The organism is Mesorhizobium sp. M0410 (genome assembly GCF_040321435.1).
Lineage (GTDB): Bacteria > Pseudomonadota > Alphaproteobacteria > Rhizobiales > Rhizobiaceae > Mesorhizobium.
In genome coordinates, this window is record NZ_JAMYRN010000011.1 from 53,263 (window position 1) to 77,446 (window position 24,184).

At 60.9% G+C, this 24,184-nt stretch carries 19 protein-coding genes; 10 read left to right on the top strand and 9 right to left on the bottom strand.

The window, feature by feature from the left end; translation table 11 throughout:
• Positions 1–32 precede the first annotated feature (32 nt).
• Positions 33–1,352 carry an ABC transporter substrate-binding protein gene (locus NKI63_RS18005; RefSeq protein WP_352475706.1) on the top strand — a complete coding sequence of 440 codons (1,320 nt, stop codon included), beginning with the start codon at positions 33–35 and terminating at the stop codon, positions 1,350–1,352.
• A gap of 183 nt (positions 1,353–1,535) precedes the next feature.
• Here the strand turns inward: NKI63_RS18005 and minE are convergent, their stop codons facing one another.
• From minE to minC, 3 genes are read right to left on the bottom strand one after another with little or no spacing between them, the layout of a single operon-like run.
• On the bottom strand, positions 1,536–1,808 hold the full coding sequence (gene minE, locus NKI63_RS18010) for a cell division topological specificity factor MinE (protein WP_023677151.1): 273 nt from the start codon (positions 1,806–1,808) through the stop codon (positions 1,536–1,538).
• Positions 1,805–2,620: a septum site-determining protein MinD gene (gene minD, locus NKI63_RS18015; protein ID WP_254819515.1), complete on the bottom strand. Its 816-nt coding sequence runs from the start codon at positions 2,618–2,620 to the stop codon at positions 1,805–1,807. Before minD ends, minE begins: the two co-directional genes overlap by 4 nt.
• A gap of 19 nt (positions 2,621–2,639) precedes the next feature.
• Entirely contained in the window at positions 2,640–3,359 is a 720-nt protein-coding gene (gene minC / locus NKI63_RS18020) for a septum site-determining protein MinC (protein WP_352507212.1), read from the bottom strand.
• 239 nt (positions 3,360–3,598) lie between these two features.
• Between minC and NKI63_RS18025 the strand changes: the two genes are divergently transcribed.
• Positions 3,599–4,459, top strand: a complete 861-nt coding sequence (locus tag NKI63_RS18025) for an alpha/beta hydrolase (RefSeq protein WP_352507211.1) — start codon at positions 3,599–3,601, stop codon at positions 4,457–4,459.
• 93 nt (positions 4,460–4,552) lie between these two features.
• Here the strand turns inward: NKI63_RS18025 and NKI63_RS18030 are convergent, their stop codons facing one another.
• The gene (locus tag NKI63_RS18030; RefSeq protein ID WP_352822615.1) at positions 4,553–5,659 is read right to left on the bottom strand and encodes a glycosyltransferase; all 1,107 of its coding nucleotides are present in this window, start codon (positions 5,657–5,659) and stop codon (positions 4,553–4,555) included.
• A gap of 8 nt (positions 5,660–5,667) precedes the next feature.
• Entirely contained in the window at positions 5,668–7,218 is a 1,551-nt protein-coding gene (locus NKI63_RS18035; RefSeq protein WP_352822618.1) for a GumC family protein, read from the bottom strand.
• Positions 7,219–7,384: 166 nt separating this feature from the next.
• Between NKI63_RS18035 and NKI63_RS18040 the strand changes: the two genes are divergently transcribed.
• Positions 7,385–8,662, top strand: a complete 1,278-nt coding sequence (locus tag NKI63_RS18040) for a VpsF family polysaccharide biosynthesis protein (RefSeq protein WP_254819510.1) — start codon at positions 7,385–7,387, stop codon at positions 8,660–8,662.
• Between the two features lie 19 nt (positions 8,663–8,681).
• On the opposite strand, the gene NKI63_RS18045 is transcribed toward NKI63_RS18040, so the two are convergent.
• A complete protein-coding gene (locus NKI63_RS18045; RefSeq protein ID WP_352822621.1) occupies positions 8,682–9,803 on the bottom strand; it encodes a glucosamine inositolphosphorylceramide transferase family protein in 1,122 nt (373 codons plus the stop codon).
• A gap of 522 nt (positions 9,804–10,325) precedes the next feature.
• Here NKI63_RS18045 and wecB point away from each other — a divergent pair.
• From wecB to NKI63_RS18060, 3 genes are read left to right on the top strand one after another with little or no spacing between them, the layout of a single operon-like run.
• Positions 10,326–11,480, top strand: coding sequence for a non-hydrolyzing UDP-N-acetylglucosamine 2-epimerase (gene wecB, locus NKI63_RS18050; RefSeq protein ID WP_352822623.1), 1,155 nt, complete (start codon positions 10,326–10,328; stop codon positions 11,478–11,480).
• Positions 11,473–12,804 (top strand): UDP-N-acetyl-D-mannosamine dehydrogenase, encoded by a 1,332-nt coding sequence (gene wecC / locus NKI63_RS18055; RefSeq protein WP_352507205.1) that lies wholly within the window; start codon positions 11,473–11,475, stop codon positions 12,802–12,804. The genes wecB and wecC overlap by 8 nt, the downstream gene beginning before the upstream one ends.
• A complete protein-coding gene (locus NKI63_RS18060; RefSeq protein ID WP_352507204.1) occupies positions 12,801–13,604 on the top strand; it encodes a WecB/TagA/CpsF family glycosyltransferase in 804 nt (267 codons plus the stop codon). Before wecC ends, NKI63_RS18060 begins: the two co-directional genes overlap by 4 nt.
• A gap of 43 nt (positions 13,605–13,647) precedes the next feature.
• Here NKI63_RS18060 and NKI63_RS18065 read toward each other — a convergent pair whose 3' ends face one another.
• Positions 13,648–15,087 carry a lipopolysaccharide biosynthesis protein gene (locus NKI63_RS18065; protein ID WP_352507203.1) on the bottom strand — a complete coding sequence of 480 codons (1,440 nt, stop codon included), beginning with the start codon at positions 15,085–15,087 and terminating at the stop codon, positions 13,648–13,650.
• Between the two features lie 169 nt (positions 15,088–15,256).
• Here NKI63_RS18065 and NKI63_RS18070 point away from each other — a divergent pair, with 169 nt between their 5' ends.
• Positions 15,257–16,375, top strand: a complete 1,119-nt coding sequence (locus NKI63_RS18070) for a glycosyltransferase family 4 protein (protein WP_352507202.1) — start codon at positions 15,257–15,259, stop codon at positions 16,373–16,375.
• Here the strand turns inward: NKI63_RS18070 and asnB are convergent.
• Positions 16,349–18,274 carry an asparagine synthase (glutamine-hydrolyzing) gene (gene asnB / locus NKI63_RS18075; RefSeq protein WP_352507201.1) on the bottom strand — a complete coding sequence of 642 codons (1,926 nt, stop codon included), beginning with the start codon at positions 18,272–18,274 and terminating at the stop codon, positions 16,349–16,351. The genes NKI63_RS18070 and asnB overlap by 27 nt on opposite strands.
• A gap of 166 nt (positions 18,275–18,440) precedes the next feature.
• Positions 18,441–19,682, bottom strand: coding sequence for a glycoside hydrolase family 5 protein (locus NKI63_RS18080; RefSeq protein ID WP_352822627.1), 1,242 nt, complete (start codon positions 19,680–19,682; stop codon positions 18,441–18,443).
• A gap of 116 nt (positions 19,683–19,798) precedes the next feature.
• Between NKI63_RS18080 and NKI63_RS18085 the strand changes: the two genes are divergently transcribed.
• The 3 genes from NKI63_RS18085 to NKI63_RS18095 all read left to right on the top strand — a co-directional run bounded on the left by NKI63_RS18085 (position 19,799) and on the right by NKI63_RS18095 (position 24,126).
• A complete protein-coding gene (locus tag NKI63_RS18085) occupies positions 19,799–21,727 on the top strand; it encodes a heparinase II/III family protein (protein WP_352507199.1) in 1,929 nt (642 codons plus the stop codon).
• A gap of 237 nt (positions 21,728–21,964) precedes the next feature.
• Positions 21,965–22,960, top strand: a complete 996-nt coding sequence (locus NKI63_RS18090) for a sterol desaturase family protein (RefSeq protein WP_352507198.1) — start codon at positions 21,965–21,967, stop codon at positions 22,958–22,960.
• On the top strand, positions 22,957–24,126 hold the full coding sequence (locus NKI63_RS18095; RefSeq protein WP_352507196.1) for a GNAT family N-acetyltransferase: 1,170 nt from the start codon (positions 22,957–22,959) through the stop codon (positions 24,124–24,126). Before NKI63_RS18090 ends, NKI63_RS18095 begins: the two co-directional genes overlap by 4 nt.
• The last annotated feature ends 58 nt before the right edge of the window (positions 24,127–24,184 follow it).

The following is a 24,184-nucleotide window of genomic DNA, read 5'->3' on the forward strand; positions in this document are numbered from 1 at the left end:
GGAGCGGCGGAAACTCAGTAGGAGGAACTGATATGAAACTGAAGAAAATACTGTTTGCCGCAGTCTCTGCGGGCGCAATGCTGCTCGCAGCTCCAAGCTTCGCGGCCACGGAACTGAGCGTGCAGCGCTTTTTCGGCGCCTGCGATGCTGATTTCGGCACCAACACCGATGCCACCAAGGCCGTTGGCGAATGCGGCATCATTACCTCGCTGATCAACAAGTTCAACGCCGACAATCCCGATGTCCACGTCAACGTCACCACCGTGGAATGGCCCGGCTATGATCAGCTGACCGCCCAGTTCGCTTCAGGCGACGCTCCGGACATCGTCACGATCCATGAATCCGTACTGTCGGATTATCAGTCGAAGGGCCTGTTGATGCCGCTCGACGATCTCTTGAAGTCGGTCGGCGTGACACCCGACGCCTTCACCGACGCGGCACGCAATGGCGCCACCAAAGACGGCAAGATCTATGGCCTGCCGATCGACAGCTGGACGATGCTCTATCACGTCAACATGGATCTTTTCAAACAAGCCGGCCTCGTCAATGCCGACGGCACGCCGATTTTTCCAAAGTCGCCCGAGGAACTGCTCGCCCAGGCCGAACAGTTCAAGCAGAAGACGGGCAAGCCTTATTTCGTCCAGAACCTGGCCAATGAGACTGCACTCTACACACGCAACCTCTACACCTATCTTTTCCAGCAGGATTCCGATTTCTTTGCCGATCCGAAGCATGTGAAATTGAATACGCCGGAAGCCAAGAAGGTCGTCGAGATGTACAAGGCGATCTTCGAGAAGGGCTACACCACCAAGGATCTCGACTATGGCGGCTCGATCAACGCCTTCCTTGCCGGCGAGGGTGGCGTCCATCTCAACGGTACGTGGGTGGTCGGCGATTACAACGCCCAGTCCGAGACCAAGGGGACGGCCCTCAACAAGGGCGGATATGCGGTCTATCCGTATCCGCAGCTGTTTGGCGGCGCCCATGCGCAATATGCCGACGGCCACACCTGGGCCGTTTCGCAGAAAGACCGCACGCCTGAACAGATCGCGGCTATCGGTAAATTCCTGAAGTTCTTCGCCGACAACGACTTCGAATGGTCGCGCACCGGCCACTTGCCGGCCTATAAGGCCGTCATCACTTCGGACGCCTTCAAGGCACTGCCGCATCGCAACACGATCTCTGCGGTCGCTGATCTCGGCAAGCCGCTGCCGTCCGCCGTACAGCGTCAGTTTGCGATCCAGGACATTATCGGCGAAGAGATGAGTGCAGCAATCAGTGGCCAGAAGGACGTCGACACCGCCCTTGCCGACATGGAAAGCCGCGTCAACGAATTGCTCGCCAACATTTGACCACGGGTTTCGAAAGGCCCTCCCAAGGCGCCCCGCGGCTGGAAACGGCCGCGGGGTTTTGGTGAGGGAGTGGTTATTGTCCTCGAATTGCGAGAACTTGCCGGTGGCGATCGGCTCAAGCACACCAACCACGGCGCCGCAATTTCGGCAGCAGCCGACGCAAGCCCTGACCGGAGGGTTTCGTTAGAACGCCGCGGCCATGGGCATTGCGACTTTGTTGGGGATCTGGATGTCGATCTCCAATCTCGACGTCGTTTCGCCGTGATCCATGCTTACCTGCAGGAAATCCTGGTCGACCTGAACATGCCGGGCGATCACCGCCATGATCTCCTCGCGCAACACGGAGACGAGATCGGGCTGGTTGCGGCTTCGACGCTCGTAAGCCAACAGCAGTTGCAAGCGCTCGCGCGCCACGGGCGCGCTGCCGCGGCGCTTGAAGATATCGAGCAGGTTCATGCTGCCCTCCTTCCCAACAGCCGGTCGAGGAGGCCCCTCCGTTCGAAAGGCAGAATGACCGGCAGGTCCTCGCCCTCGAGTCTTCTTGCCGCGTCGATATAGGCGCGTGCGGCGGGGTTGGTGTTTTCGCTGAGCGTAACCGGCGCGCCCACATTGGATGCGCGCAGCACGTCCTGGCTCTCGGGAATTATTCCCAGCAGAGGCGTGGACAGGATCTCGAGAACGTCATCAATGCTGAGCATCTCGCCGCGGGCAGCGCGGGCAGCGTCGTAGCGCGTGACGAGGACGTGTTTGGCAATCGATTCACCTTGCTCTGCTTTCATCGTCCTGGAGTCGAGCAGGCCGATGATGCGATCGGAATCGCGGACCGAGCTCACTTCGGGGTTGGTGACGATTACCGCCTCGTCGGCAAAGCGCATGGCAAGTTGCGCGCCCCGCTCTATGCCGGCCGGGCTGTCGCAGAAGACGTAGTCGAAAACCGAGCGCAGCTTGTCGATGACGTCGGCGACGCCTTCCTCGGTGAGAGCATCCTTGTCGCGCGTTTGCGAGGCCGGCAGCAGGAACAGCGTTTCGAGCCGCTTGTCACGGATCAGCGCCTGCGAGAGCTTGGCGGTTCCCTGAATGACGTTGACGATATCGAAAACAACGCGCCGCTCGGCGCCCATGATCAGATCGAGGTTGCGCAGGCCGACATCGAAGTCGACGAGGGCCACCCGCTTGCCGGTTTTCGCGACCGCGGCGCCGAGAGCGGCCGTCGAGGTCGTCTTGCCGACACCCCCTTTGCCGGATGTGACAACCACTACCTTGCCCATATTTGTGCCTCCAATGTTGTTAGTTGAGCGGTGCGACGCAAAGTGCGCCGTCCTCGAGAAAGGCCTGTACCGGCCTTCCTCGCGAGGAGGCGTCCATCTCCTCGGCGGTGCGGTACCAGCCGTCTACCGCCAGAAGTTCGGCTTCATTTTTCCGGCAAAAGATGCGAGCTGCGGAATTTCCCGTGGCGCCGGCGAAGGCACGTCCACGCAACGTGCCGTAGACGTGGATCGATCCTCCGGCGATGATCTCGGATCCGGAACTGACGGAGCCGACAATGACCACGTCGCCATCGGGGTGAAAGATCGACTGGCCGGAGCGGATCGGTGCCTTGATCATCAATGAGTTCGGCGCCTGCGGCTCTTCCGTCTTGGCCTCAGCGGCGGCCTTCGGGTTCGGCTGCGCGTAAAGCGTATCAGCGGTGGCCTCCTTGGTGCCAACGAGGAGCGGCGGCAGATCGGCATCAAGAGCAACATTGCCATCGGCCTCGATCGCGTAAATGCGAATCCCGCGCTCCGCGAGTTGTGAGACCAGATCCCGCATCTCGCCCACCTCGGGCTTGAACATAGTCAGATCGAGCACAACCGGGCGGCCGGCAAAGAAGCCGGGAGAGTTTTCGGTCCAGTGATCGAGGCTTTGCAGCCATTCCCCTAGCGGGGCCTCAGGGGTGAGGGTGAAGGCTACAAACGAGCGCGCTCGAAAGCGTATGGACTTGTTTTGGATGGGAGCGACGCAGGTCACAGAGGCGAGTCCTTACTGATTGGTTAAGGCTAGCCCGGCATGGTTAACGAAAAGTTAATGGCGGCTTCTCGAGGCCTTGGCGGAGGCATTCTTTTTGCCTCCGATCGTCCCGCCGGCGCCCTGCTTCCGGTGCACGACGAGGTCCTCCTCGCGGCTGCCTGGAGGCGCATCCAGTTCACGAGGTCGGCCGACCGGTATAAGATTGTCGTGAACGCCGGGCTTATTAAGGAGTTATCGGTTTGACAAGCGTTGCCAGGGGGTCTGTCGCAGATCGCGGTCGCGTTACCTATGACCTTGGCGCGACCGCCATCTTTGCTTCCAAATCAGACCCGCGCTTTCACTATTGCCTGTATGTGCCTCCCGCGGTTGGAGAAGGGGCCAAAGTCGACCTGATGGTTGCTGTCCATGGCACCGGCCGCACCTCTTTTCTTGGATTCCGCGACGCGTTTTCCGAGTTCGGACGCTGGAACGGCTGCGCCGTGTTGTGTCCGCTGTTTCCGATCGGCGTTCTCGGGGACGATGCCCGCAGCGGGTACAAATATATGCTCGAGGGCAACATACGCTACGATCAGGTGCTGCTCGCCATGATTGAGGAGGTCAGCGCCAAATACAGTCAGGATTGGAGCCGCTTTGCCATGTTCGGATTTTCCGGCGGCGGGCATTTCACGCATCGTTTTGCTATCCTGCATCCCGACAGGCTCTGGGCGGCCTCAATCGGCGCGCCAGGCTCGGTGACCTTACTCGATCCGACGCATGACTGGTGGGTGGGCATTCGCGATCTGCCGGAGAAGTTCGGCATCACCGTCGATGCCGCAGCGCTGGCAAAAGTGCCTTTCCAGATGATCATCGGCGACGCTGACCTGGAGACTTGGGAAATCACTCATGTCCAAGGCAGCACCCATTGGATGCCAGGCGCCAACGATGCCGGGCGAACACGGCCGGAACGCCTCAGGGCATTGTGTCGATCGTTCGAGGAGGCGGGTGCGCGCGTGCGTTTCGATTTGCTGCCAGGCGTATCTCATGAACGGGACGCGGTTCTCGATTCCGTCAAGGACTTCCTCGCCCAGCAACTCAAGGAACGACGGGACGCCTCACCATGAATCGTTGCGCTTCAGCTTGTGAAGAGATTACGGCAATCAAAACCCGACCGCGTCGATCGCATCCAACAGCGATCTGCTGGCCGTGCGCGACAACTAGAGCAACGCTTCGTAGCGATCGCCGATCTTGTCGACTGTGAAATCCAGCGCCCTGTTTCTCAGCACGGCAGCAGGGATGGGGTGATCCAGCATTTCGGCCATCGCCTTTGCCAGGGCTGCGGCATCACCGACCGGTACCAAGGTGCCGAAGCGGCCGTCACCGAGTATTTCGCGCGGGCCATGCGGAGCATCGGTAGAAATTACGGGGACACCTGCAGCCATGGCCTCGACCAACACGTTGCCAAAGCCTTCGCTCGTGGATGTAAGGACGAACAGATCGGCTGCGGCATAGCAAGCTGCGGGGTCGTTGACGTAGCCGGCAAAGAGCACGTGCGCGCCGATGCCGGTCTCTTCGGCATAGGCGTGCAATTCGGCAGCCAGCGGACCTTCGCCGAAGATGACAAGCCGGGCAGGGCGGCCGGCGCGCAGGGCAGCGAAGGCCCGCAGCAAAGTCCGGTGGTCCTTGACCGGCACCAGGCGTCCGGCGGTGGCGATGACCGGGCCATCGCCCATCGCCGCCAATGCTGCCTGCCAGGCATAAGAATTCCCCTGCGGTGCTTCAGCCGGCGGCAGCGGGTTGTTAATGACGACGACCTTGGATTCGGGAAAGCCGCGGGCGATGATGTCACGGCCGACACCCGCTGAAACGGCGATGGCTTTGGTTGCACGCGCTGCAACCAGCGCGGAAAGCCAGATCGCCAGCCTCGCGCCGAGGCCGCTGGCAGGCAGCGAGGCGGCGGCATGGAAACTTGGAAAGAATTTTGCCCGGCTTCTGGCCAACATGAGTGACAGCGCCATCACCAGATTGGCGAATTCCGGGGCGCTATAGACCGCATCAGGATCAAGGCGGCGGAACAAATTTGCGCTTCGCACGATGCCTTTCAGCGTCGCCGACTTGGCGTAACCCTCGCCGCGCAAGAGAAGGCCGAAGTCGACCAGATGCACGGCAGCGGAACGCAGCGCGGCGTTAGGGCCTTCCGCGTTCCAGGTAAAAAGCGTGACCTCGTGGCCACGCGACGCCAGTTCATTTGCCATCAGGACGAAGACACGTTCGGCGCCGCCGCCCCTCAGGCTGGCGATGTGGAAAACGATGCGCTTCACCATGCCTTGCTTCAGGCTCGGCTGGCGGCAAGGCCTGATCGGTTCGGCGGCCGACGCATGTCGCGGATGATGCCCATGCCGATGGCCAGCAGCATGCCCAGGGCAAAGCCTGCGAACGCTCCTGCGCCTGCTACCAGGGCAGTGCGCGGGGGCCATGAGCGCGCGGGCGGGGGCACCGCGGTCGAAATCACCTGTACGTTTGTCGTGTCGATCTGCTCGCGCTCGCTGATTTGGCGTGCACGTGACAGGAAGCTCTCATAGACGGCTCTCTTCGAGGCGGCATCGCGTTCAAGTTCACGCAGGGCGACTTCGGACTCGCTGTCGGTGAATACATTGCTCTTCAGATCGTTCATCCTGGCGTTGAGAGAAGCCAACGAGGCCCTGGCCTTGTCCAGGCTGGCCTTTGCCGTGCCGACGGTGCGGGAGAACTCGGCCCGGAGTTGCGAGTTGACGGTCTCGAGCTCCGTCCTGAGCCTGACAATCGTCGGGTGACGCGGGCCGAAGGTCATCGACTGTGAATCGATCTGCTGCCGCAGGCTGTTTGACCTGTCGCGCAGCGCTGCGAGCGCTTCCGAAACCGTGGGGTCGGGATTTGCCCCATTGATGCCGGAGGCAACCAGGGCGTCGTAGCTTGCCTGCGCGGCAATGACGCCCGATTGCGCATCGACGATTTCGCCATTGAGCTGCGTCAGCGTCTGCGAACTGACAAGCTGGCCATTGCTGGTGGACAGATTGTGGCTACGCCTGTAGCTCTCGACCTTCTCTTCGGCTGCCTGCACGTCGCTCTTGAGTTGGCCAAGCCGGCTGTCGAGGGCTGCCGCGGCACGGCTGGCGCCGGCAGCTTCTGCCTTGGCCAGTTCTTCCTGGAAGTTTTTGACTAGGGCCTGCGAGATCAGGATCGCCTTGGCGGTGGTTTCCGCAGATACCGAGAGGGTTGTGACGAACGATGTCGGGTCCGCGATGGCGTCTACCCGGTCCGCCAGATTCTTCAAGGCGATGAGCCTCGGGTCGGGCTTCGCCACAGCGCCAGACGAGGATGTGCTCCGGTCCGGATCGAAGAATTCTGGATCGTGAGTCAGATTCAGTTCGTCCACCACACGGGAAAGCACGTTGCCCGAGGTCAGGATACGCTGCTTGCTGCGTGTGCTGAGCAGCTGGCTATCGACCTGGCCCGGTTGCGAGTAGAGGTCGTTTTCCACAACCTGCAAATTGGAAGGGTTGATGAGGACCTCCGTCGTGACGGTGTAACGCTGCTTGCTCAGCAATGCATAGGCGCCGCCGACAATGCCGCCGATTACCGCCAGCATGAACGCCAGGGCGAGGCCGGCCCGCAGCCAGACGAACAGGCGTCGAAAATCGAGCTCGAGGAAATCGCCGATCTTGTCCAGGGTCACCGTGGCGACAGGCTCTGGAGGTTGCGGCGTCACCGGTGCGGAGCTTAACGCCGCGACTGGGCCATGCTGTTGCAGCAATGCCCTGCGCCGTGCATTGGCAATACGCTCGAATGCACTGTTGTTGGAAGCCGTCGCGGAGATAGGGGGGGTGCCGGAACCGGCAGACATGGTGACAACCCTTGTTAAATCATTACGCTTGGCCTGCTCTACAGAAATATCGTTAACATCTTATTTTCCAAGTTGGCCCATTTTGCCGTTCACACGGTCCGCTTGGCGGACGCTGAAGGGATTCGTTGCCCAGAATGCCGTTCGAATATCGCCATTTGGATGGGCCATGAGCTATCCCGCTGCCACTTCGGAACGAGTGTTGTCCAGTCGAGCGCGCCGTCAGAACGCGCTGTCGCTGCTGTTTTTCCTATGTGCAGCGTTCGCGCTCCTGCTTCGCTTTACGGTGTCGCCGCAAGTGATGAACATGGTCGTCGACTATACGGCCCAGGGAGGCTCGTTCTACGAAAAGCTGCATTTCGGCACCTATGCGATCATCCTACTGCTTCCTATCGTTCTTTTCAGCCGGCCGTTTTTGCTGCACGGCGATGAAATTGGAATATTCAAGGCGTTGATCCGCTATTCGGTGCTGATGTTCGCGCTGGTGCCTTATTTGTTCGTTACCGGCCGTGCGGGCTCCTCCGGCTTCATCATCGATACCTATCTGGTGGCCGGCGCCACAGGCCTGCTGATGCTGGCATTGAATGCAGAGGTGCGGCGGGCGTTGGGAGACGTCGTGCTTGGAATGGCGGTCCTGAGCGCTGTCATCGGCACCATCGAGGCGGTGACTCAACATCGGTTGTTGCCCTATGGCTTGAACGAACTGCAATTCAGGCCAACTGGCCTGTCGGCTCATCCGCTGGCACTGGGCGCGCTCTGCGCCACGACCATCGGATTTGTGCCGCTGACGCACTGGCGCATTTGGGCGCGGGTGATGGCGATCTTGCTGTTATTCATCGGTTGCGCTGCGTCAGGCGCTCGCGCTGCGCTGATGCTCGCGACGGCGGAAATCCTCATTCTGCTGCTGTTCGTGCCCTGGCCGGGCCTATCGCTCAAATACGAGCGGCAGGCCAAATTTGTCGTACTGATGTTCACCGTCGCCGGTGGTGCGGTGCTCGTAGCTGTACTGTTTGCGGGCGGTCTGCTGAATCGGTTCAGCAACACCATCTTCGACGAAAACTTCATGGCCCGGGTGACCATTTACCAGGTGTTCGGACTAGTCAGCTGGAACGACATCCTGTTCGGCATGAACGTTGACGACCTGCTGGCGATCGTCAGGCAGAAGCTGCATCTGCCCTACATCGAAAGCGCGCCTGTGGTAATCATCTTGCTCTTCGGCCTGCCCATAGCCCTGCTGTTTACAGCGCTGATATTCTGGTTTGTCTTCCGGCTGCTGCGAGGGGCGCCGCTGCCGGCATGGATCGGCACCATAACGTTCTTGCTTGCTGCGCTGTCGAACAACGCGCTTTCGTCAAAAACGCCGGACATGACGATCATCGTGGTGTTGCTGCTTGCCTACAGGGACCAGTCTTCGGTCGCGGCATTGAAGCCGGCTGGATCTCGTTAAGCACGGGCCTCAAATCCGGTCAGCCGGCGCTGTCCACGACCTCGACACGTCCCGCGCGGTTGAGCGTGTGAATGCCCGCGCGGGCCCATGCCGGCCCCGGATCGATTGGGCGGGGCAGTTCGAAACGGATATCGAAATCATCAAGCCGATCCAGTCGCATTAACCCCAGGCCGCCACCATAGGCTCTTGAGCCGTTTTGCACCGGCAGCAGCAGCGAGCCCTCCTGGCGGATAAAGGCGCCGCCCGGCCGAGTGGCGGAGTGGTCGACCGCGACGGCATTGAGCGCGTGCGCAGCCCACGGCCCACGCAGCGCCGGGGCGGAATAGACCGCCATCGTGTCAGACGCGCTACCGTGACCGAACCGCTCAGTCCCCAACAGCCAGAAGCGGCCGTCGGATTCGAGCAGCGTGGCGTCGTTGAAATCCCTGTTCGTCATCAGCACCGTATCGCGTACCCAGCGATCCGGAAACTGCACGGCACGGTAGAGCACCAGTTCGCGCGCCGTAGCGCTTTCCGGGATCATGAAAATCTCGCCGGAGCGAGCGAACACCTGCGGATATGACAGGTGGTGTGCTTCCTCCAGCACCACCTTCGGCACGCCGAAAGTGCCGTCGGTGTCGAGTTCGGCTACCGAAATCACGCCGCGGCCCGTGGCATAGGGAAATTCCTCGACAAACAGAAAATGGCGGCCGTCGCGCTCGAGAACGAACGGATCGGCGTAGAAGCGCTGCCCGTCATCGGCAAGCACGGTGAACGGCTTACCGTCGAGTCGTCCGGTCTCGGCGACGCCTGGACCGTCGATCAGCCGGTAAGCAACCTGCCAATAGAAGGGGCGCCGACCACGTCGCAGTTTTTGCACCGCGCGGTCGACCATTCCCCTGCCGAAAAAGGGCAGATAGTGCCTGATAAATCCGCCTTTCTGCAGGGGCGGCGCCGGGCTCTCAATAATCGGCGCAAGTTTGCCCGCGGAAAAGCGGGCGACACATTGGGCGATCAGGGAGATGGCGCCGGCGAGCAGGTCGTTGCTGGTCCGGGAGAGCCATAGCCGATCGCTGATCATCGGCCGCGCCCTGGCGACGGCAACGCCGTCGAGGCGCGCGGTGAGTTCGGGCAACCGCCCGCTCGCCAGCATCTCGGTCATGCCCGCGGCAAAGCTGCTGTGGCCGCAAAATTCGAGCGTCAGGACAGGCGTGCCCCGTCGGGCGGCGATAGCGGTAAGATCGACTACAAGATCGACTGGGCCGGTATCGCCGGATCGCAACGGCTCGGAACGGCTTGCCAATGAGGGGCCGAAGCGCCGGCCCTCGAGCGCCAGCACATTATCCATTCCGCGCGCATTGGGTTCAGGCGTCGGCGCGCGGCTACTCGAAACCGCATGTCCAGCCGCACTCAACCGCGCCAGAAGCTCATTTTCCCAGCGCCGGGATGCGTCGGCGTGGCCGATGATTAAAATATTAGTCAATCCAATATATTCTTTTTCAAGACTACTACCGTAGACTACTTGTCAGCCCAACCTTTCACAAGAGTTAAGCCGGGAGAACGCGGCCTTGGTTGTTAATCATATATTAAGAATTGAGATCACGAAGGCGCTTCTCGACGCTATTATAGCTCGTGCGGGCAATAGTCGGCATGTCCCGAAGGCTGCAGGCGACCAGGATCAGCGATGAACGTCCTTTCACGTCCAAAACTGCCATCGAGGCAGAAACTGCTGATCGTGTTCGGCACGAGGCCGGAGGCACTCAAATGCTTTCCAGTGGCGCGCGCCGCCCTTGCTCATCCAGGCTTCATCACCGAAATATGCATAACCGCCCAGCATCGCGAAATGGTCGACCAGGTTGTCGAGCTGACCGGCCTGCCTGTGCATCACGATCTCAACATCATGCAACCCGGCCAGTCGCTGTTCGACGTGACCTCGCGCGTGCTCCTTGGCATGGCCGAGGTGCTGGACAAGGCCAAGCCCGATATCGTCATGGTGCAGGGCGACACCACCACGGCGATGGCCGCGGCTCTGGCTGCCTTCTACAAGCGTATCCCGGTCGCTCATGTCGAAGCAGGATTGCGCAGCCACAACGTCAACTCGCCGTTTCCTGAAGAACTGAACCGCAAGATTGCCGGCGACATCGCCACCTGGCATTTTGCGCCGACCGTTCAGGCGCGCGACAACCTCATCGCCGAAGGAAAAGCCGAAAGCACCATCTTTGTGACCGGTAACACGGTGATCGATACACTGTTGCATTTTTCAAGCGCGATCGATGCCGACAGGCTGATGAACGCGAAGCTCGCTGCCCGCTTCCCTTTCCTCGACCCTTCCAAGAAGATGATCCTCGTCACCGGCCATCGCCGCGAGAATTTCGACGGCGGCATCCAGCGCATCTGTACGGCGTTGAAGGGATTGGCGGCGCGCGGAGACGTGCAGATCGTCTACCCTGTCCATCCAAACCCCAATGTGCGCTCAGTGGTCAACGCAGAGCTGGAAGGCGTGCCGAACATCCACCTGGTCGAGCCGCAGGACTATCTGCCGTTCCTGTACCTGCAGAAGCAGAGCTATCTGGTGCTTACCGATAGCGGTGGCGTGCAGGAAGAAGCGCCTTCACTCGGCAAGCCGGTGCTGGTAATGCGCGAAAATACCGAGCGACCCGAGGGGATCGTGGCCGGCACCGCCCGTCTTGTCGGCACCGATGTCGAGAAAATCCTGTTCAACGCCAATCGCCTGCTCGACGATCAGACTGCCTATCGCGGCATGGCGGAACGACACAACCCATATGGCGATGGCCGGGCCAGTAACCGGATTGTTGAGGAACTGCTGCATCATGGCTGAAATCAAAACCGTTTCCGTAATCGGCATGGGCTATATCGGCCTGCCGACCTGCGCCATTTTCGCCAGCCGCGGGCTCAACGTCATTGGCGTCGATGTCAACGGAGCGGTGGTCGAGAAGGTCAACCGCGGCGAAATCCACATCGTCGAGCCAGACCTTGACGGTCTGATCCAGAAGGTCGTGGCGAACGGCAAGCTCATGGCCTACAGCACGCCGCAGCCGGCGGACGCCTATATCATCGCTGTGCCGACCCCGATGACCCACGACCATAAGCCGGACGTGACCTACGTGCTCGCGGCGGCACGAAGCATCGCCCCAGTGCTGAAGCGGGGAGACCTTGTGGTATTGGAGTCGACATCGCCGGTCGGAACCACGCGGATCATGACCGGGCTGCTTGCCGAATTGCGGCCCGATCTCAAATTTCCTGTCCAGCATGGCGAAGACGCCGATGTGCTGGTCGCCTATTCGCCCGAGCGCGTGCTGCCGGGAAAGGTGCTGACCGAGCTTATCAACAATGATCGCTCGATCGGTGGATTGTCCCGCAAATCGTCGGAACGGACCGCGGCACTCTATTCGACCTTCGTCACCGGCGACCTGTTCATGACAACGGCCGAAAGTGCTGAGCTGGTGAAACTGACGGAGAACGCATTCCGCGACGTCAACATCGCCTTTGCCAACGAGCTTGCCGCAGTGTGTCAGGATCTGTCGCTCAATGTATGGGAAGTGATCGATCTCGCCAATCGGCACCCTCGCGTGAACATCCTCCAGCCGAGCCCGGGCGTTGGCGGTCACTGCATTGCGGTCGATCCATATTTTATCATCGATGCCGCACCCAACAGCACGCGGCTGATGGCTTCGGCACGCCGGATCAATTCCGAGCGGCCCATGTCGGTGGTCAGGGATATCGAGGCCTTGCTCGATCCCTCCCGCAAACAGACGATCGCCTGTCTTGGCCTCAGCTTCAAAGCCAACATCGACGATTTGCGCGAGAGCCCGGCCGTCGAAGTGGTGAAGCTTCTGTCCGATATCCCCAATGTGAAGATCATTGCGGCTGAACCTAACACAAATGCGCTGCCGCACGAGCTCGAGGGCAGGGGCATCGTGTTCACCGATGCACTTTCGGCCATCGACAAATCCGATATCGTCGTCCTCCTGGTCGACCATCGGCAATTCAATCTGGTCGACCCCGAAGCGCTCAAGGACAAGAAGCTCGTCGATACGAGGGGCCTGTGGACGTGGCGCAAGGCGCGCAAGCCGGACGCCCGCATCGAAGGCAAGAAACCAGAGATCGCACAAGTGCCGCTTGCAAGGGAGCAGGCCGCATGAACGCGCACGCCCCGGCATGGGCGCAGCATTCCCTTTTGGCATCACGGCGCCGGGAGTTCCTTGGCGCACCTATCCATGCGCTGACCATGGCAGAGACGCTGGCCATCGCCGAAGAGGCGATGACCCTGCGGCGGCCGCTGCATCATGTGGTGGTGAACGTCGCCAAGCTGGTGACCATGCGCCAGAATGCCGAACTGCGCGACGACGTGGCCGGGGCGGACGTGGTCAATGTCGATGGCATCGGCGTGCTTTGGGGAGCGCGTTTGTGCGGCGTCGCGTTGCCCGAGCGGGTGGCGGGCGTCGACATCATGATCAATCTGCTGAGCCTCTGCGCGATGCGTGGATTCAGGCCGTATCTGCTGGGGGCCGAACAGCACGTTCTCGATGCGGTCGTAGCGAGACTTGCCAATGACCATCCGAGCCTCAGCATAGCGGGAACGCGCAACGGCTATTTCAAGCCGGAGGACGAGGCCGGGATCGTCGCGGCGATCAACGCCTCGGATGCCGACTGCCTGTTGGTGGCCATGCCGACACCGCGGAAGGAACGCTTTCTCAAACGCTACCGCGATGAACTCGCCCCAAGCTTCGTGATGGGCGTGGGCGGCAGTTTCGACGTCTATGGCGGCAAGGTTGCCCGTGCGCCGAGGCTGATACAAGCGGCCGGCCTGGAGTGGCTGTTCCGCGTCGTCCAGGAGCCGCGACGCTTGTGGCGCCGCTACTACGATACCAACACTGCCTATGCCGGGCTGCTCTGCCGGGAGTTCTGGGAGCGTCGCTGGCGCCGAAACGCCGGTTTATAGATTCGCGTTCCCTCACAAACAGGCCTCGGCCCTGGACTTCCCCTTACGCGATCCGCAGCCGCGCCCGCAGCTGGGCGACGAATTGCGTCGCTGCTACAGGATGGAACAACGAGGTCAGCCCGAAGAAGACCGCAGCGCCGGCGGTGCCGCCGGCGACAAGCGAGAAGATCGCCGGCACGTCGCCGGCCACCATGCTGGCAAGCTTGGCGGCCACCCCCGTGCTGAGCGAGATGATTACCGAGACACCGATGTCGCGCCACGGCACCGGCACCGGCGTGAGCCGCTCGCTGATGACAATGCAGGTTATGGAGCCCACTACCGAGCCGCCCGCAAGCGCCAAAGCCGCGCCGATCTCGGCCATCGGGGGGATCAACAGCAGGGACAATGCGATTGTTGCCACCGAGCCGAAGAGGTTGGCGATGATCAGCAGCCACGGCCGCTTGTGCGCGTGCACCACGACGCCATAGACGAAGCTGGTGAGGTTGGCGCACAGCACGCTGAAGGCAATGATTGGAAACAGCAGGCCGAAGCGGCCGTGATATTGCGAGGGCAGCATGAGCTCGGTGATATTGCCGCTGAGCGCGACCAGCATCGCTGCAATAGGCAGGCAAAGCCGCATCATCAAGGCCATCAACTGCGACAGCAACCGACCCGATGCCGCGGGCCCGTCCTCGTCGAAGCGGCTAACCACCTCGGGAAAGGCGCCCATGTTGATGGCGTTGGCGACCATATCGATCGGTTGGCGGGCCAGCGCATAGGCCGCGGCGAAAATCGCCACGGCGCTGGCATCGTAATAGAACTTGAGGAACAGACGCTCCGCGCTGTTGAGCCCGAACCCAACCAGCGCCATGATGATCAGCGGCACACCGAGCGCAAAGAAGTCTCTGTGGGTGAAACGCGGCGGACCGGTAACGACGCGTCGGGATGCCATGATCCCCGCCACGATGCCGGCAATCAAGGCGCCGAGGCTCGAACCGAGCGACACCGTCAGAAAGCTGTCCTGAAAGACAAGGATAGCGCCGATCGGTAACGCGAGTTGCAGCAAGGCACGCAGGGCTTCTAGCATCGAATAGACCGAATGGCGCTGCTGCATCTGCAGCACCGTCAAGGCGAAGCGGCTGATGGACCCAGCGACCAGATAGCCGCAGACCGCGATCGCGAACTCGACCCAGCGTTCAGGCACGATCACCGCCGACGCGCCTACCGATATGACCAGCGCCAGGGCCGTGGTCGCAAGCAACACCTGCCCCGCCAGCATCAGGCTGCCGCGGCTGACCTCGCCCTTGCCGCCAAGCCTGAGCAAGGCGATGCGCAGCCAGTTGGTGACGGCAATGTCGGTCATTTCACCGACGGTCACCACCAGAGTGAGCAGGCCATACTCGGTCTGGTCGATCAAACGCGTCACGACGACCAGCAGGAGCAGCGCCGAAATTCGCGTCAGCAGGATCGCCGGAGCATAAATGAGCGTGGAACGGAGCAGCAAGGGCGTGTCCCTGGAAAACTCACCTTCGACTAGCCGCCGACTGGCGGAAAATCCAGCGCGATGACGGCGAAGGGTGAACAGATTCAGTTTGAACTAAAAGATTTGCCGTAAACCTTATTGGGAACGTTTGCTTTGCAGTTACCCAGTCTGTGTTATTTAGGGTACCATCATGTTGCAGCGCCTCATATCCGATCGAAAAATACATGTCCTGGTCGCGACGCCGTCGGGCGTTTCGGGGCAGGGCGGCATCGACCGCATCATGGGGGCGCTGAAGCAGGAGTTCGAACGGCAAGAAATCGCCGACATCGATGTGTGCTTCCTTGCCAGCCGTGGCCCGGGGCATGTCGGACTTTCGATCTTCTATATGCTCGGCTTTTGCTTACGGATGCTTAAAGCGCGTGTGGCTGGACGTGCCGATGTCATTCACATCAATATCTCAGTTTCCGGCAGCACCTACCGAAAGATGGTGATCGCCGCCTGGGCACGGCTGCTGTCGATACCCTATGTCCTGCATTTGCACGGGGCGCAGTATCAGACATTCTGGAAAGCCGACCGCGGTTTCATAAGCCGCCGTATCAAAGCTTTGTTCGAGCATGCCGATCGGGTGATCGTTTTGGGTCGGCTTTGGCGCGATTTCGTCGCCAGCCGGGCGCCGGGCGCAGCCGGTAATATCGTGATCGTGCCCAATGCGACCGAAGTCCCGCCGCTGGCGCATGTCGGCGGCGGCGACCATGTGCATATCCTGTTCCTGGGCCGCATCGGCGACCGCAAGGGCGTACCGCAATTGCTGGAGGCACTGCACCGCATGAGCCCTGTCAAGAATTGGCGCGCCACGATTGCCGGCGATGGCGAAGTCGAGGCGGCACGGACAAAGTCAGCCGCGCTGCGGATTGCAGACCGGATCGCCTTTCCAGGTTGGGTGGGACCTGACGATGTCGCATCGCTGATTTCTTCGGCCGATATTCTGGTTCTTCCCTCCTTCGCCGAAAATCTGCCGATGTCGGTGATCGAAGGCATGGCAGCCGGTTTGGCGGTGGTGGCGACCCCGGTTGGCGCGGTCGAAGACATAATCACCGACGGGCAATCCGGGCTGCTGGTGCCGCCAGGCGATGTTACAGCGTTGACCGACGCGTTGAGCTGCCTCGTGGAGGACCCGGCACTGAGGGCAAGGCTTGGTGCCGGTGCCATGGCCGTGCATCGGGAACGGCTTGAGCTCGCCCCGTTTGTCGGCGCAATCTGCGACGTCTGGCGGTCGGCCGCGTCAAGCCGTCAACCGGTCAAGGGCTGAGGCCGACGATCGCGGCGGTGCTTCGAGCCTGAATTCGCGGTGGAATATCTCCAAATTCAACAGCGCCCATATCAGCTTTTCGTGGTCGGCGGCACGCGTGGTGTGTTCGGAGACGATTTGATCAAGCTGTTTCGGACTCAGATAGCTGCGAATGACGGAGTGAGGCGAGCAAAGATGGTCATGCACGTAGTTCCTCATCGATCCGCGAAACCATTCGGCGACCGGTACCTTGAACCCGACCTTGCGGCGGCTGAGAATTTCCTCCGGGAGGATATTGGCCATGCTGTCGCGCAGGATCTGCTTGCTATGCAACCAACCCAGCCTGTAGCGATCGGGCAATTTGCTGACGAACGAAACCAGGTCGCGATCGAGGAACGGCATTCTTCCTTCGATTGAACCGGCCATCATCATGTGGTCGCCTCGTTCCAGGAGATTGTCAGGCAGCCACGACGTCTGATCAAAAAACAGCACGCGGCGAAGATGGGAGGCCGCAGCGCTTGACGAGAACGGAAACTCATTGTGCTCATAACGGCGACTTGCGGATGCACCGATCAGGCAAGCGCGCTGCTGCGCGGAAACGGCTCCAAACCAGGAGACCATCCGGGCGGCAAAGTCCCTTTCGCCCGCGGTGCGGGCAAACGTATCGACCTTGGCCGACGCGCCCGGCATCGCGCGTACCACAGGGGAAAGGACGTTATCGTGCAGCGAGGCTGGGACAAGCGACTGGTAGATCCCGGCCAGTGATTCCGCGCGATGCTTGGGATAGCCGCCGAGAATCTCGTCGGCTCCTTCGCCGGTGAGCACCATCTTGACGTCTTGCGAGGCTCGCTCCGACATCAGGTAAATTGGAATATCGCTGCTTTGCGAAACAGGTGCCCCGCGTTGGCGAACCATCGCCGGCAGGTGATCCATCAGATCGCCTGGCTGGATTACAAGTTCGCAATGATCGGTCTTGAAATGATCGGCAACGCGCCGGGCGAATGCAAATTCGCTATAGGCTGCGTCGTCGAACCCGACAGAAAATGTGCGAATGGGCGTGGCGCTGTGCCTGGCCATCAGCGCGACGATAGCCGAGGAGTCGAGCCCTCCGGAGAGAAAGGCCCCAAAAGGTGCATCGCTGCGCATCCTGATCTCGACGGAATGGTCGAGCAGTTCCAGAAATCGCCGCTTGGCGGTTTTTCCGTCGATCCGCTCGGTCAGGGCCGCCTGGTCCGGAGGCGTATAGTAGCGCGTTTCCTTGACTACCCCTTGCGACCAGACAGCATAGCTTCCGGGATTGAGCTTGCGGATCTGTTTGAAAAGCGTGCGCGGTCCGGGCACATAACGCCAGTTCAGATACTCGTGCACGGCATCCAGATCCAGTTCCTGAGCATCTTGCTGCGATGACAGCAATGCGTTGATCTCCGAGGCAAACAGCAGCAATTTTTCGCTTTGCATGAGGTAAAGCGGCTTTTCCCCGAAGGGATCCCGGGCGAGGATCAATTCCTGCCTCTGAGCATCCCAGAGTGCAAAGGCGAACATGCCGCTCAGCCGGTCGAACATTGACAAGCGCCACTGATCGTAGGCTCGGAGCAGCACCTCGGTATCGGAGCGCGTTCGAAATTGATGGCCAAGGCCGATCAGTTCCTGGCGCAACTCGATGTAGTTATATATCTCTCCGTTGAAAATTATTTTGAGACGGCCGTCCTCAATCTGCATCGGCTGATTTGACTCAGGCGCCAAGTCAATGATCGCCAGGCGGCGATGGACCAATGCCAATTGTTGCTCGCCGGTATTCAGGTCCAATATCTCGGTGCCTTCGGCATCGGGACCGCGATGCCGCAATGCGTTTGACATTCTGGCGGCCCGCTCTTGTGGATTTTTAGCCCTTCGACCGATCCATCCGGCAATTCCACACATTGTTCCCCCTAGGCGCGCGCATTCCTCACTTCAGTACAACAAATGTGTTAAACACTTCGTGCCGACACAACCCGACCGGGAGAAAGCTGCCACGGGCCATCCTCGATGGAGCCTGGCGGTCAGGGGTTGCCACCGGTTGTTCGCTGGTGAGGGCGAGTGACGGCACCTATGGCAGGCCCAATGCCTGCAGCATCTCCGGGTCGGGTACCGGGGGGCCATCGGGCAGGATGAGGCTCATCCCATAGGGATTGGAGAACTCCCAGACAGACCATGGGATCGCAAAGCGTTCGGCCTCTCCGCGCACTGCCTTAAGATAGCGCGAACGGTCGGCCTCAAAGGCGCCCATGCGGCCGTCGGCGGACATGAGGATAGCGCCGAATTCGCCCATGAAGAGCCGCCGACTGGGGATGCCATGGCCTTCAGCCCAGTCGACAGCCTGGCGAAAGCTCGCCTCCAGTTGGCTCTGGCCCCAGTTCTGCTCGAAATACCTCGCGATTGCTTGGCGCGCGGTGGCCATGTTCATGACCTGCTCGACCCTGCTCAAGCCGGCAGCCTCCATCCGCGCTCTAAGGGTTTCGGTCACCACTTCGGGTGTACTGCTGTCGGCCGGCCAGGGAAGTCCCGAAGCAAAGCTGATTGTGTCATCGGGCCGCTGGTGGGTGAAGCTGTGCGGCTCATACATATGGAAGCTGTAATAGAGGTTTGGGTCATCAAAGCCGGGGCTGAGGTTGACCAATCCGGCAATGCTGCCGCCGCAGGCGCCGGTTGCAACGATGGTAAGTTCACTGCTGACCGCTCGAATGTCGTGGACGGTCCCTGCCATGATCCGCTGCCAGTCATCGCTGCCGCTCGCATCGCAAGGGTAGTATGCGGGCTCGTTGTAAGGTTCGAGGGCGACTTTGTCGGTGCCTATCTTGACCAGCATGGCGGCGACCGCCACAACCATTTGACGATAGCGGGCAACGCCCTCGCTGTCGGCGCCGCCATAGATCATCTCCATGCTGTAGTCGGGAACCTGAGTGACGCCATGCAGGTCGAAAACCACCTTGAGGCCGGTCGACGTGATCCGCTCGACGGCGGCGGCAAGTATGTCCAGCGCCTGTTGCCGCTTGGCGCCCTCGCTGGCAAGCAGCGGGCCGGGATCGACGCTCAGCCGGACGAAGTCGAAGCCCATCGATCGGATGTGGGCGAACACCTCCCCGGACGGCCAGTCGGTGAGCGGCCTGCTTTCCGCAAGCCACTCCTTTTCGCGGCGATAGGGCGGCCAAACGTAGGTTCCGTCTTTTTCCACCGGCGACCAGTTGAGCCACTGATGCACGCCAACGCCGCGTTTGAGAGCGATGGGCGCTGCGTCGGCAGCCACAAGCAAGGCGAGCACCCAGGCAACAACACACGCCGCTTTTCGCATCGCTCTCTCCGTATGGTCGCCGGAGATATTAACCGCAACGAACGGGAAAGAAGATTGCCGGCGCGCAGCTTTTCGACGGCATGGTATACAACGACCGAAACGTTGACGGGGCGTGCATGAGAATCGGCTGGTACATCAACCGATTGCGCAGCATGGGACCGGCCGAGGTGCTGCACCGGCTGGGCGAGCAACGTCGAAGGATCGCGTCGCGCCGCCGCGATGATGGGTGGGAGCGCTATCCATCGCCGCGGTTGCACCCAGTGCTGCCCGGATTTCGCCATGCTGCGCTGGCAGCGACCGACGCCCAACGGCAAGCCATAGCGGCGGCCGCGCAAGAGATGCTTCAGGGCCGGTTTTCTGCACTCGGGCGGACATGGCCAAAGCGTGAGCCCGAACTGTTGTTTCCTGCCGAGCTTTGGCGTCTTGATCCAGTGACCGGCAGGCTTTGGCCTGGCCCCGAGGCTCATACTTTCGACATCGATTTTCGCCACGGCGGCGACCTTGGCGATATAAAATATGTCTGGGAGATCAACCGGCTGCAGCAATTGCCGCCACTGGCTGCACACCTGCTCCTCGGCGAGGACGATCGATCCCGGAGTGCCATCGAGGCGGCAATCGGTAGTTGGCACTCCGCCAATCCACCGTTCCGAGGCATCGGCTGGGCGTCCGGCATCGAAGTAGCGCTGCGGGCCATCAGTCTGATCGTCACCCTGGACCTCGTCGGCGACCAGCTTGACCCAGCGACGCTGCGGAAAGCTGGTGAGATACTAGCGGCAAGCGCCTATTGGCTGCCGCGGTTTCCGTCGCGATATTCCTCCGCCAACAACCATCTGGTCGCAGAGTTGGCCGGCGAATATCTGGTCGGCCTGGCGCTCGGGGCCGGATCCGAAATCGCCCGCGGCGCCCTCCTGAATGAGACGCACAAGCAGATACTTGCCGATGGCGCAGGTGCCGAGCAAACACCGACCTATGCAGCCTTCAGCGCCGAACTCATCTTGCTCTGCGCCGCCGCGGCACGCCAGGCGGGAACGCCGTTTCCCTCGGCTGTCGAAGCGCGTCTGGGCGCCTTCGCTAATTTCGTCGGCTGGCTGCCACAGAAAGCCGCCCGCTTCGGCGACGACGATGAGGGCCACGTGCTGAAGCTGGGGGATGAGCCGAACTATATCCGATCCGTCGCGTCCGCCATCCAAGGCTTACTGGGGACGCCGGGCAACGCGCCGGAGCCCGACGACTTTCGTTCGCTTTTCTTTGGTGCGCCGTCGGGTCCGGCGCCCGCGGTGCAGGGCTTGCAGACATTCCCGCAAGGCGGGCTCTCAGTCTGGCGCGGAGCAATGAATGGCCGCAATGTCGAACTGACGTTCGACCATGGACCGCTCGGATATCTCTCGATAGCGGCGCACGGCCATGCCGACGCGCTGTCGCTCACCCTGTGCATCGACGGTGAGCCGGTGCTGGTCGATCCAGGCACCTGGCTCTACGGCTCGGGAGGCGCATGGCGCGACTGGCTCCGCTCCACACCGGCGCACAACACGCTGAACATCGAGGGCAAGAGCCAAAGTACCATCGCTGGAAATTTCAACTGGTCGCACAAGGCAGTCGCAGCGCTGGTGGAGAGCGAGCCGGGACCGCACTGGAGGCTGAGCGCCCGGCATGATGGCTATAGAAGCCGCTTCGGCGTCGTGCATCAGCGCACTTTGGCGCGCCAGGCCGATGGCATCCTCATCACCGACCAACTGCTCGGCGGCGGGCGTCAGTCCGAGATCGTCTTCCAACTGGCCGCCGGCCTCCATGCCGACCGGCACGAAGATACGGTCACGGTATTGCGCGGCGACGAGGCGCTGTTGGCCATCCGCTTTCCTGACGCTGCGCTCGACGTCGGCGCTGGCGGTGACATGCCTGGGCAGGGCGGTTGGGTTTCACTGCGCTTTGGCACCAGGCAGCAAGCCGAACGCCTCGCCTGGCACGGTGAAGTGGGTGAAGCCGGAATCCATATCCATCTTGCCCCAATTCACCCGCCACAACGGCAAAAAAAAGCGCCAACGTAGAGTTGCCGGGCGAGTTCCAGCCGTATTCGACATTAATTACGTTTGGACATTTAGCGGTTTCGTTACCGTTGATCTGCTAGTCTCGCACCATCCAGCCTGCTTTGCCCGCTGCGTCCGCAACAGCCACTGGTTGCAGGCGGCGTAGCGGGTTTGCCGGGAATTTTGTGCTTTGCTATTCGCCAGATCGCCTTCGTACGACCCCAGACTGCCTTCTTACGACCAGGAGCCGCTGCAACGATGTTTTCCGAATTTGCCAGAGCGATTGTGGAAAAGCTTTCGAACGTCAATCTGACCACGCTCGGCCTGCTTCTCCTCACCGCACTGGGCAGCGCGGTGATCGCCTACTGGCGAACTGCCGAACATAAGTCCCTCAGGGATTTTTTCGACTTCGCCTTCCCCCAGGAAGTCATCCTGCACCCGTCGGCGCGAGCTGACGCCCTGTTCTGGATCACGAAACGGGCGATGATGCCTTTCCTGCTTATTCCCGCCGGCGTCACCTTCGTCGTCGCGGTGGGCTATGGCACACGCGAGGCAATTGGCTGGCTCCTTAACATCCACGCGCCGCTTCTCGGCGGCCCGGCGGGACCAGTGACGATCGTCATCTTCACCGCAACCATGCTGGTCGCCTATGATATCTCATACTACCTCTACCACGTCGCCCAGCACCGTTTCCCGTTCCTGTGGGAATTGCACAAGGTACATCATTCGGCCGAAGTGATGGTGGGGATCACCAAGGACCGGGTTCATCCGCTGGACGATCTGATGAACCGCATGTGGGATGGCGTCATTCCGGGCATCTGCTTCGGTATCTGGAGCCTGATCGCACTCGATCCGGTAGAGGTCGCTATCTTCGGCATCAACGTCTACGTCATCCGTAACATCCTGATGATGGACTTTGTTCGTCATACGCATCTCAAGATCTCGTTCGGCCCGTTGAACAACATCATCCTGTGTCCGCACTGGCACCAGGTGCATCACAGCATCGACCCTCGTCATTATGACAAGAATTTCGGCCTGCTTTTTTCGTTCTGGGATCGTCTGTTCGGAACGCAATTTGTCCCGGAACCGGATGAAGACCTGAAATTTGGCCTGATCGATCGCGATGTGCGCGATTATCAGTCGCTCTTTGGGCTCTACATCCTGCCGCTCAAGAAGATGGCAAGGCATGTCATGCGACTGTTTCACAGGCGGCCCAATGTAGTCGCGCAGCCACAGGACAGTTCTCCTTCATGAACACTGTTGTTTCCATCGACGTCCTAGGCGCGGAGCGCCTGGAAATCGTCCGTTCGGCGGATCGTCTGGCTGCGGTCGAAGCCGCTTGGATGGACCTTTGGCATCGTACCGACGGGCTGATCTTTCAAAGCCATGCCTGGATTTCGGCATGGTGGAGTACCGTACAACGCCGTGACCAGCGCGCGTTGCGGATCGGCCTGGTCTGGAAGGGCGAGAAACTCGTTGCTGTCGTTCCGCTGGCGATCGGCAGGCGCAGGGGGCTGCGGTTTCTCGAATGGGCGGCCGGCAGCTATACCGACTATGGGGATATTCTCGTTGCTCCGGAATGCTCGTTATCGGCGCTGCAGGAGCTATGGACGCAACTCTGCGATGCAGGTGGCTTCGATCTTGCCTTGATCAGTCGTCTCTCGCCGGATGCGGCGGCCCGCAAAATTTTCACGCCGGGAGCTTTCGGCGGCATCAGGCTTCGTCACTTTCACCGAACGGAAGTCAGCTATCGCGTTGCCGGACAATGGGAAAGCGGAGCGGCATGGTTCGCGGACCAGTCGAAAAAGACGCGCCAGAACTATCGGCGCGGCATCAAAGCGCTGGAAGAAACCGGAGAGGTGAGATTTCGCCTGCTTGCCCCCGACGAGCCGCTGCAACCGGTACTGGAGCGCCTCGCGGCCTTGAAGCGGAAATGGCTGACCGAGCGCATGCGTGAATCAGATCTGTTCGAAGAGGGCGTGCCGGTACTCGCCGCGCTCGTCGATGCGTTGGCGCGCGCCGGCGTGCTGCATATCTTCGTCCTCGAATGCAATGGCGTGATGGTCGCGGTGTCGATCAATTTCGTCCAGCACGACGTGATGATGGCCTTCGTGACGACGTTCGATCCGGATTTCGGCCGGGCGTCGCCGGGTGTGATCCTGTTGATGGATTACGTGCAGTGGTCGATCGATCACGGTTTGAGCATGGTCGATTTCCTCTGTGGCGCAGAGTCGTTCAAACACAAATTCTCAACGCAGGCGGTTACGCTGGAATCCGTCATCGGGACGCGCACGGCACAGGGCGCGCTTGCATTTCTTGCCGATCGTGTCCTCCAGACGGTCAGGCATATGCGCGAGCGGTCATCGGCACCACCAGAGGGACGCGATGCGCCCGCTCAAGCCGAAGCAGCCTTGGACTAAAGCGCGTCGCGTTCGATCGGCCTCATGCAACGCGCTTTAGATTCTCGTTGTATGCATG

Excerpts from the sequence above, each read along its gene's own strand:
- NKI63_RS18005 (WP_352475706.1), top strand. The coding sequence starts at position 33 with ATGAAACTGAAGAAAATACTGTTTGCCGCAGTCTCTGCGGGCGCAATG.
- minE (WP_023677151.1), bottom strand. The coding sequence starts at position 1,808 with ATGAACCTGCTCGATATCTTCAAGCGCCGCGGCAGCGCGCCCGTGGCG.
- minD (WP_254819515.1), bottom strand. The coding sequence starts at position 2,620 with ATGGGCAAGGTAGTGGTTGTCACATCCGGCAAAGGGGGTGTCGGCAAG.
- NKI63_RS18030 (WP_352822615.1), bottom strand. The coding sequence starts at position 5,659 with ATGGTGAAGCGCATCGTTTTCCACATCGCCAGCCTGAGGGGCGGCGGC.
- NKI63_RS18035 (WP_352822618.1), bottom strand. The coding sequence starts at position 7,218 with ATGTCTGCCGGTTCCGGCACCCCCCCTATCTCCGCGACGGCTTCCAAC.
- NKI63_RS18040 (WP_254819510.1), top strand. The coding sequence starts at position 7,385 with ATGAGCTATCCCGCTGCCACTTCGGAACGAGTGTTGTCCAGTCGAGCG.
- NKI63_RS18045 (WP_352822621.1), bottom strand. The coding sequence starts at position 9,803 with ATGACCGAGATGCTGGCGAGCGGGCGGTTGCCCGAACTCACCGCGCGC.
- wecB (WP_352822623.1), top strand. The coding sequence starts at position 10,326 with ATGAACGTCCTTTCACGTCCAAAACTGCCATCGAGGCAGAAACTGCTG.
- wecC (WP_352507205.1), top strand. The coding sequence starts at position 11,473 with ATGGCTGAAATCAAAACCGTTTCCGTAATCGGCATGGGCTATATCGGC.
- NKI63_RS18060 (WP_352507204.1), top strand. The coding sequence starts at position 12,801 with ATGAACGCGCACGCCCCGGCATGGGCGCAGCATTCCCTTTTGGCATCA.
- NKI63_RS18070 (WP_352507202.1), top strand. The coding sequence starts at position 15,257 with ATGTTGCAGCGCCTCATATCCGATCGAAAAATACATGTCCTGGTCGCG.
- asnB (WP_352507201.1), bottom strand. The coding sequence starts at position 18,274 with ATGTGTGGAATTGCCGGATGGATCGGTCGAAGGGCTAAAAATCCACAA.
- NKI63_RS18080 (WP_352822627.1), bottom strand. The coding sequence starts at position 19,682 with ATGCGAAAAGCGGCGTGTGTTGTTGCCTGGGTGCTCGCCTTGCTTGTG.
- NKI63_RS18085 (WP_352507199.1), top strand. The coding sequence starts at position 19,799 with ATGAGAATCGGCTGGTACATCAACCGATTGCGCAGCATGGGACCGGCC.
- NKI63_RS18090 (WP_352507198.1), top strand. The coding sequence starts at position 21,965 with ATGTTTTCCGAATTTGCCAGAGCGATTGTGGAAAAGCTTTCGAACGTC.
- NKI63_RS18095 (WP_352507196.1), top strand. The coding sequence starts at position 22,957 with ATGAACACTGTTGTTTCCATCGACGTCCTAGGCGCGGAGCGCCTGGAA.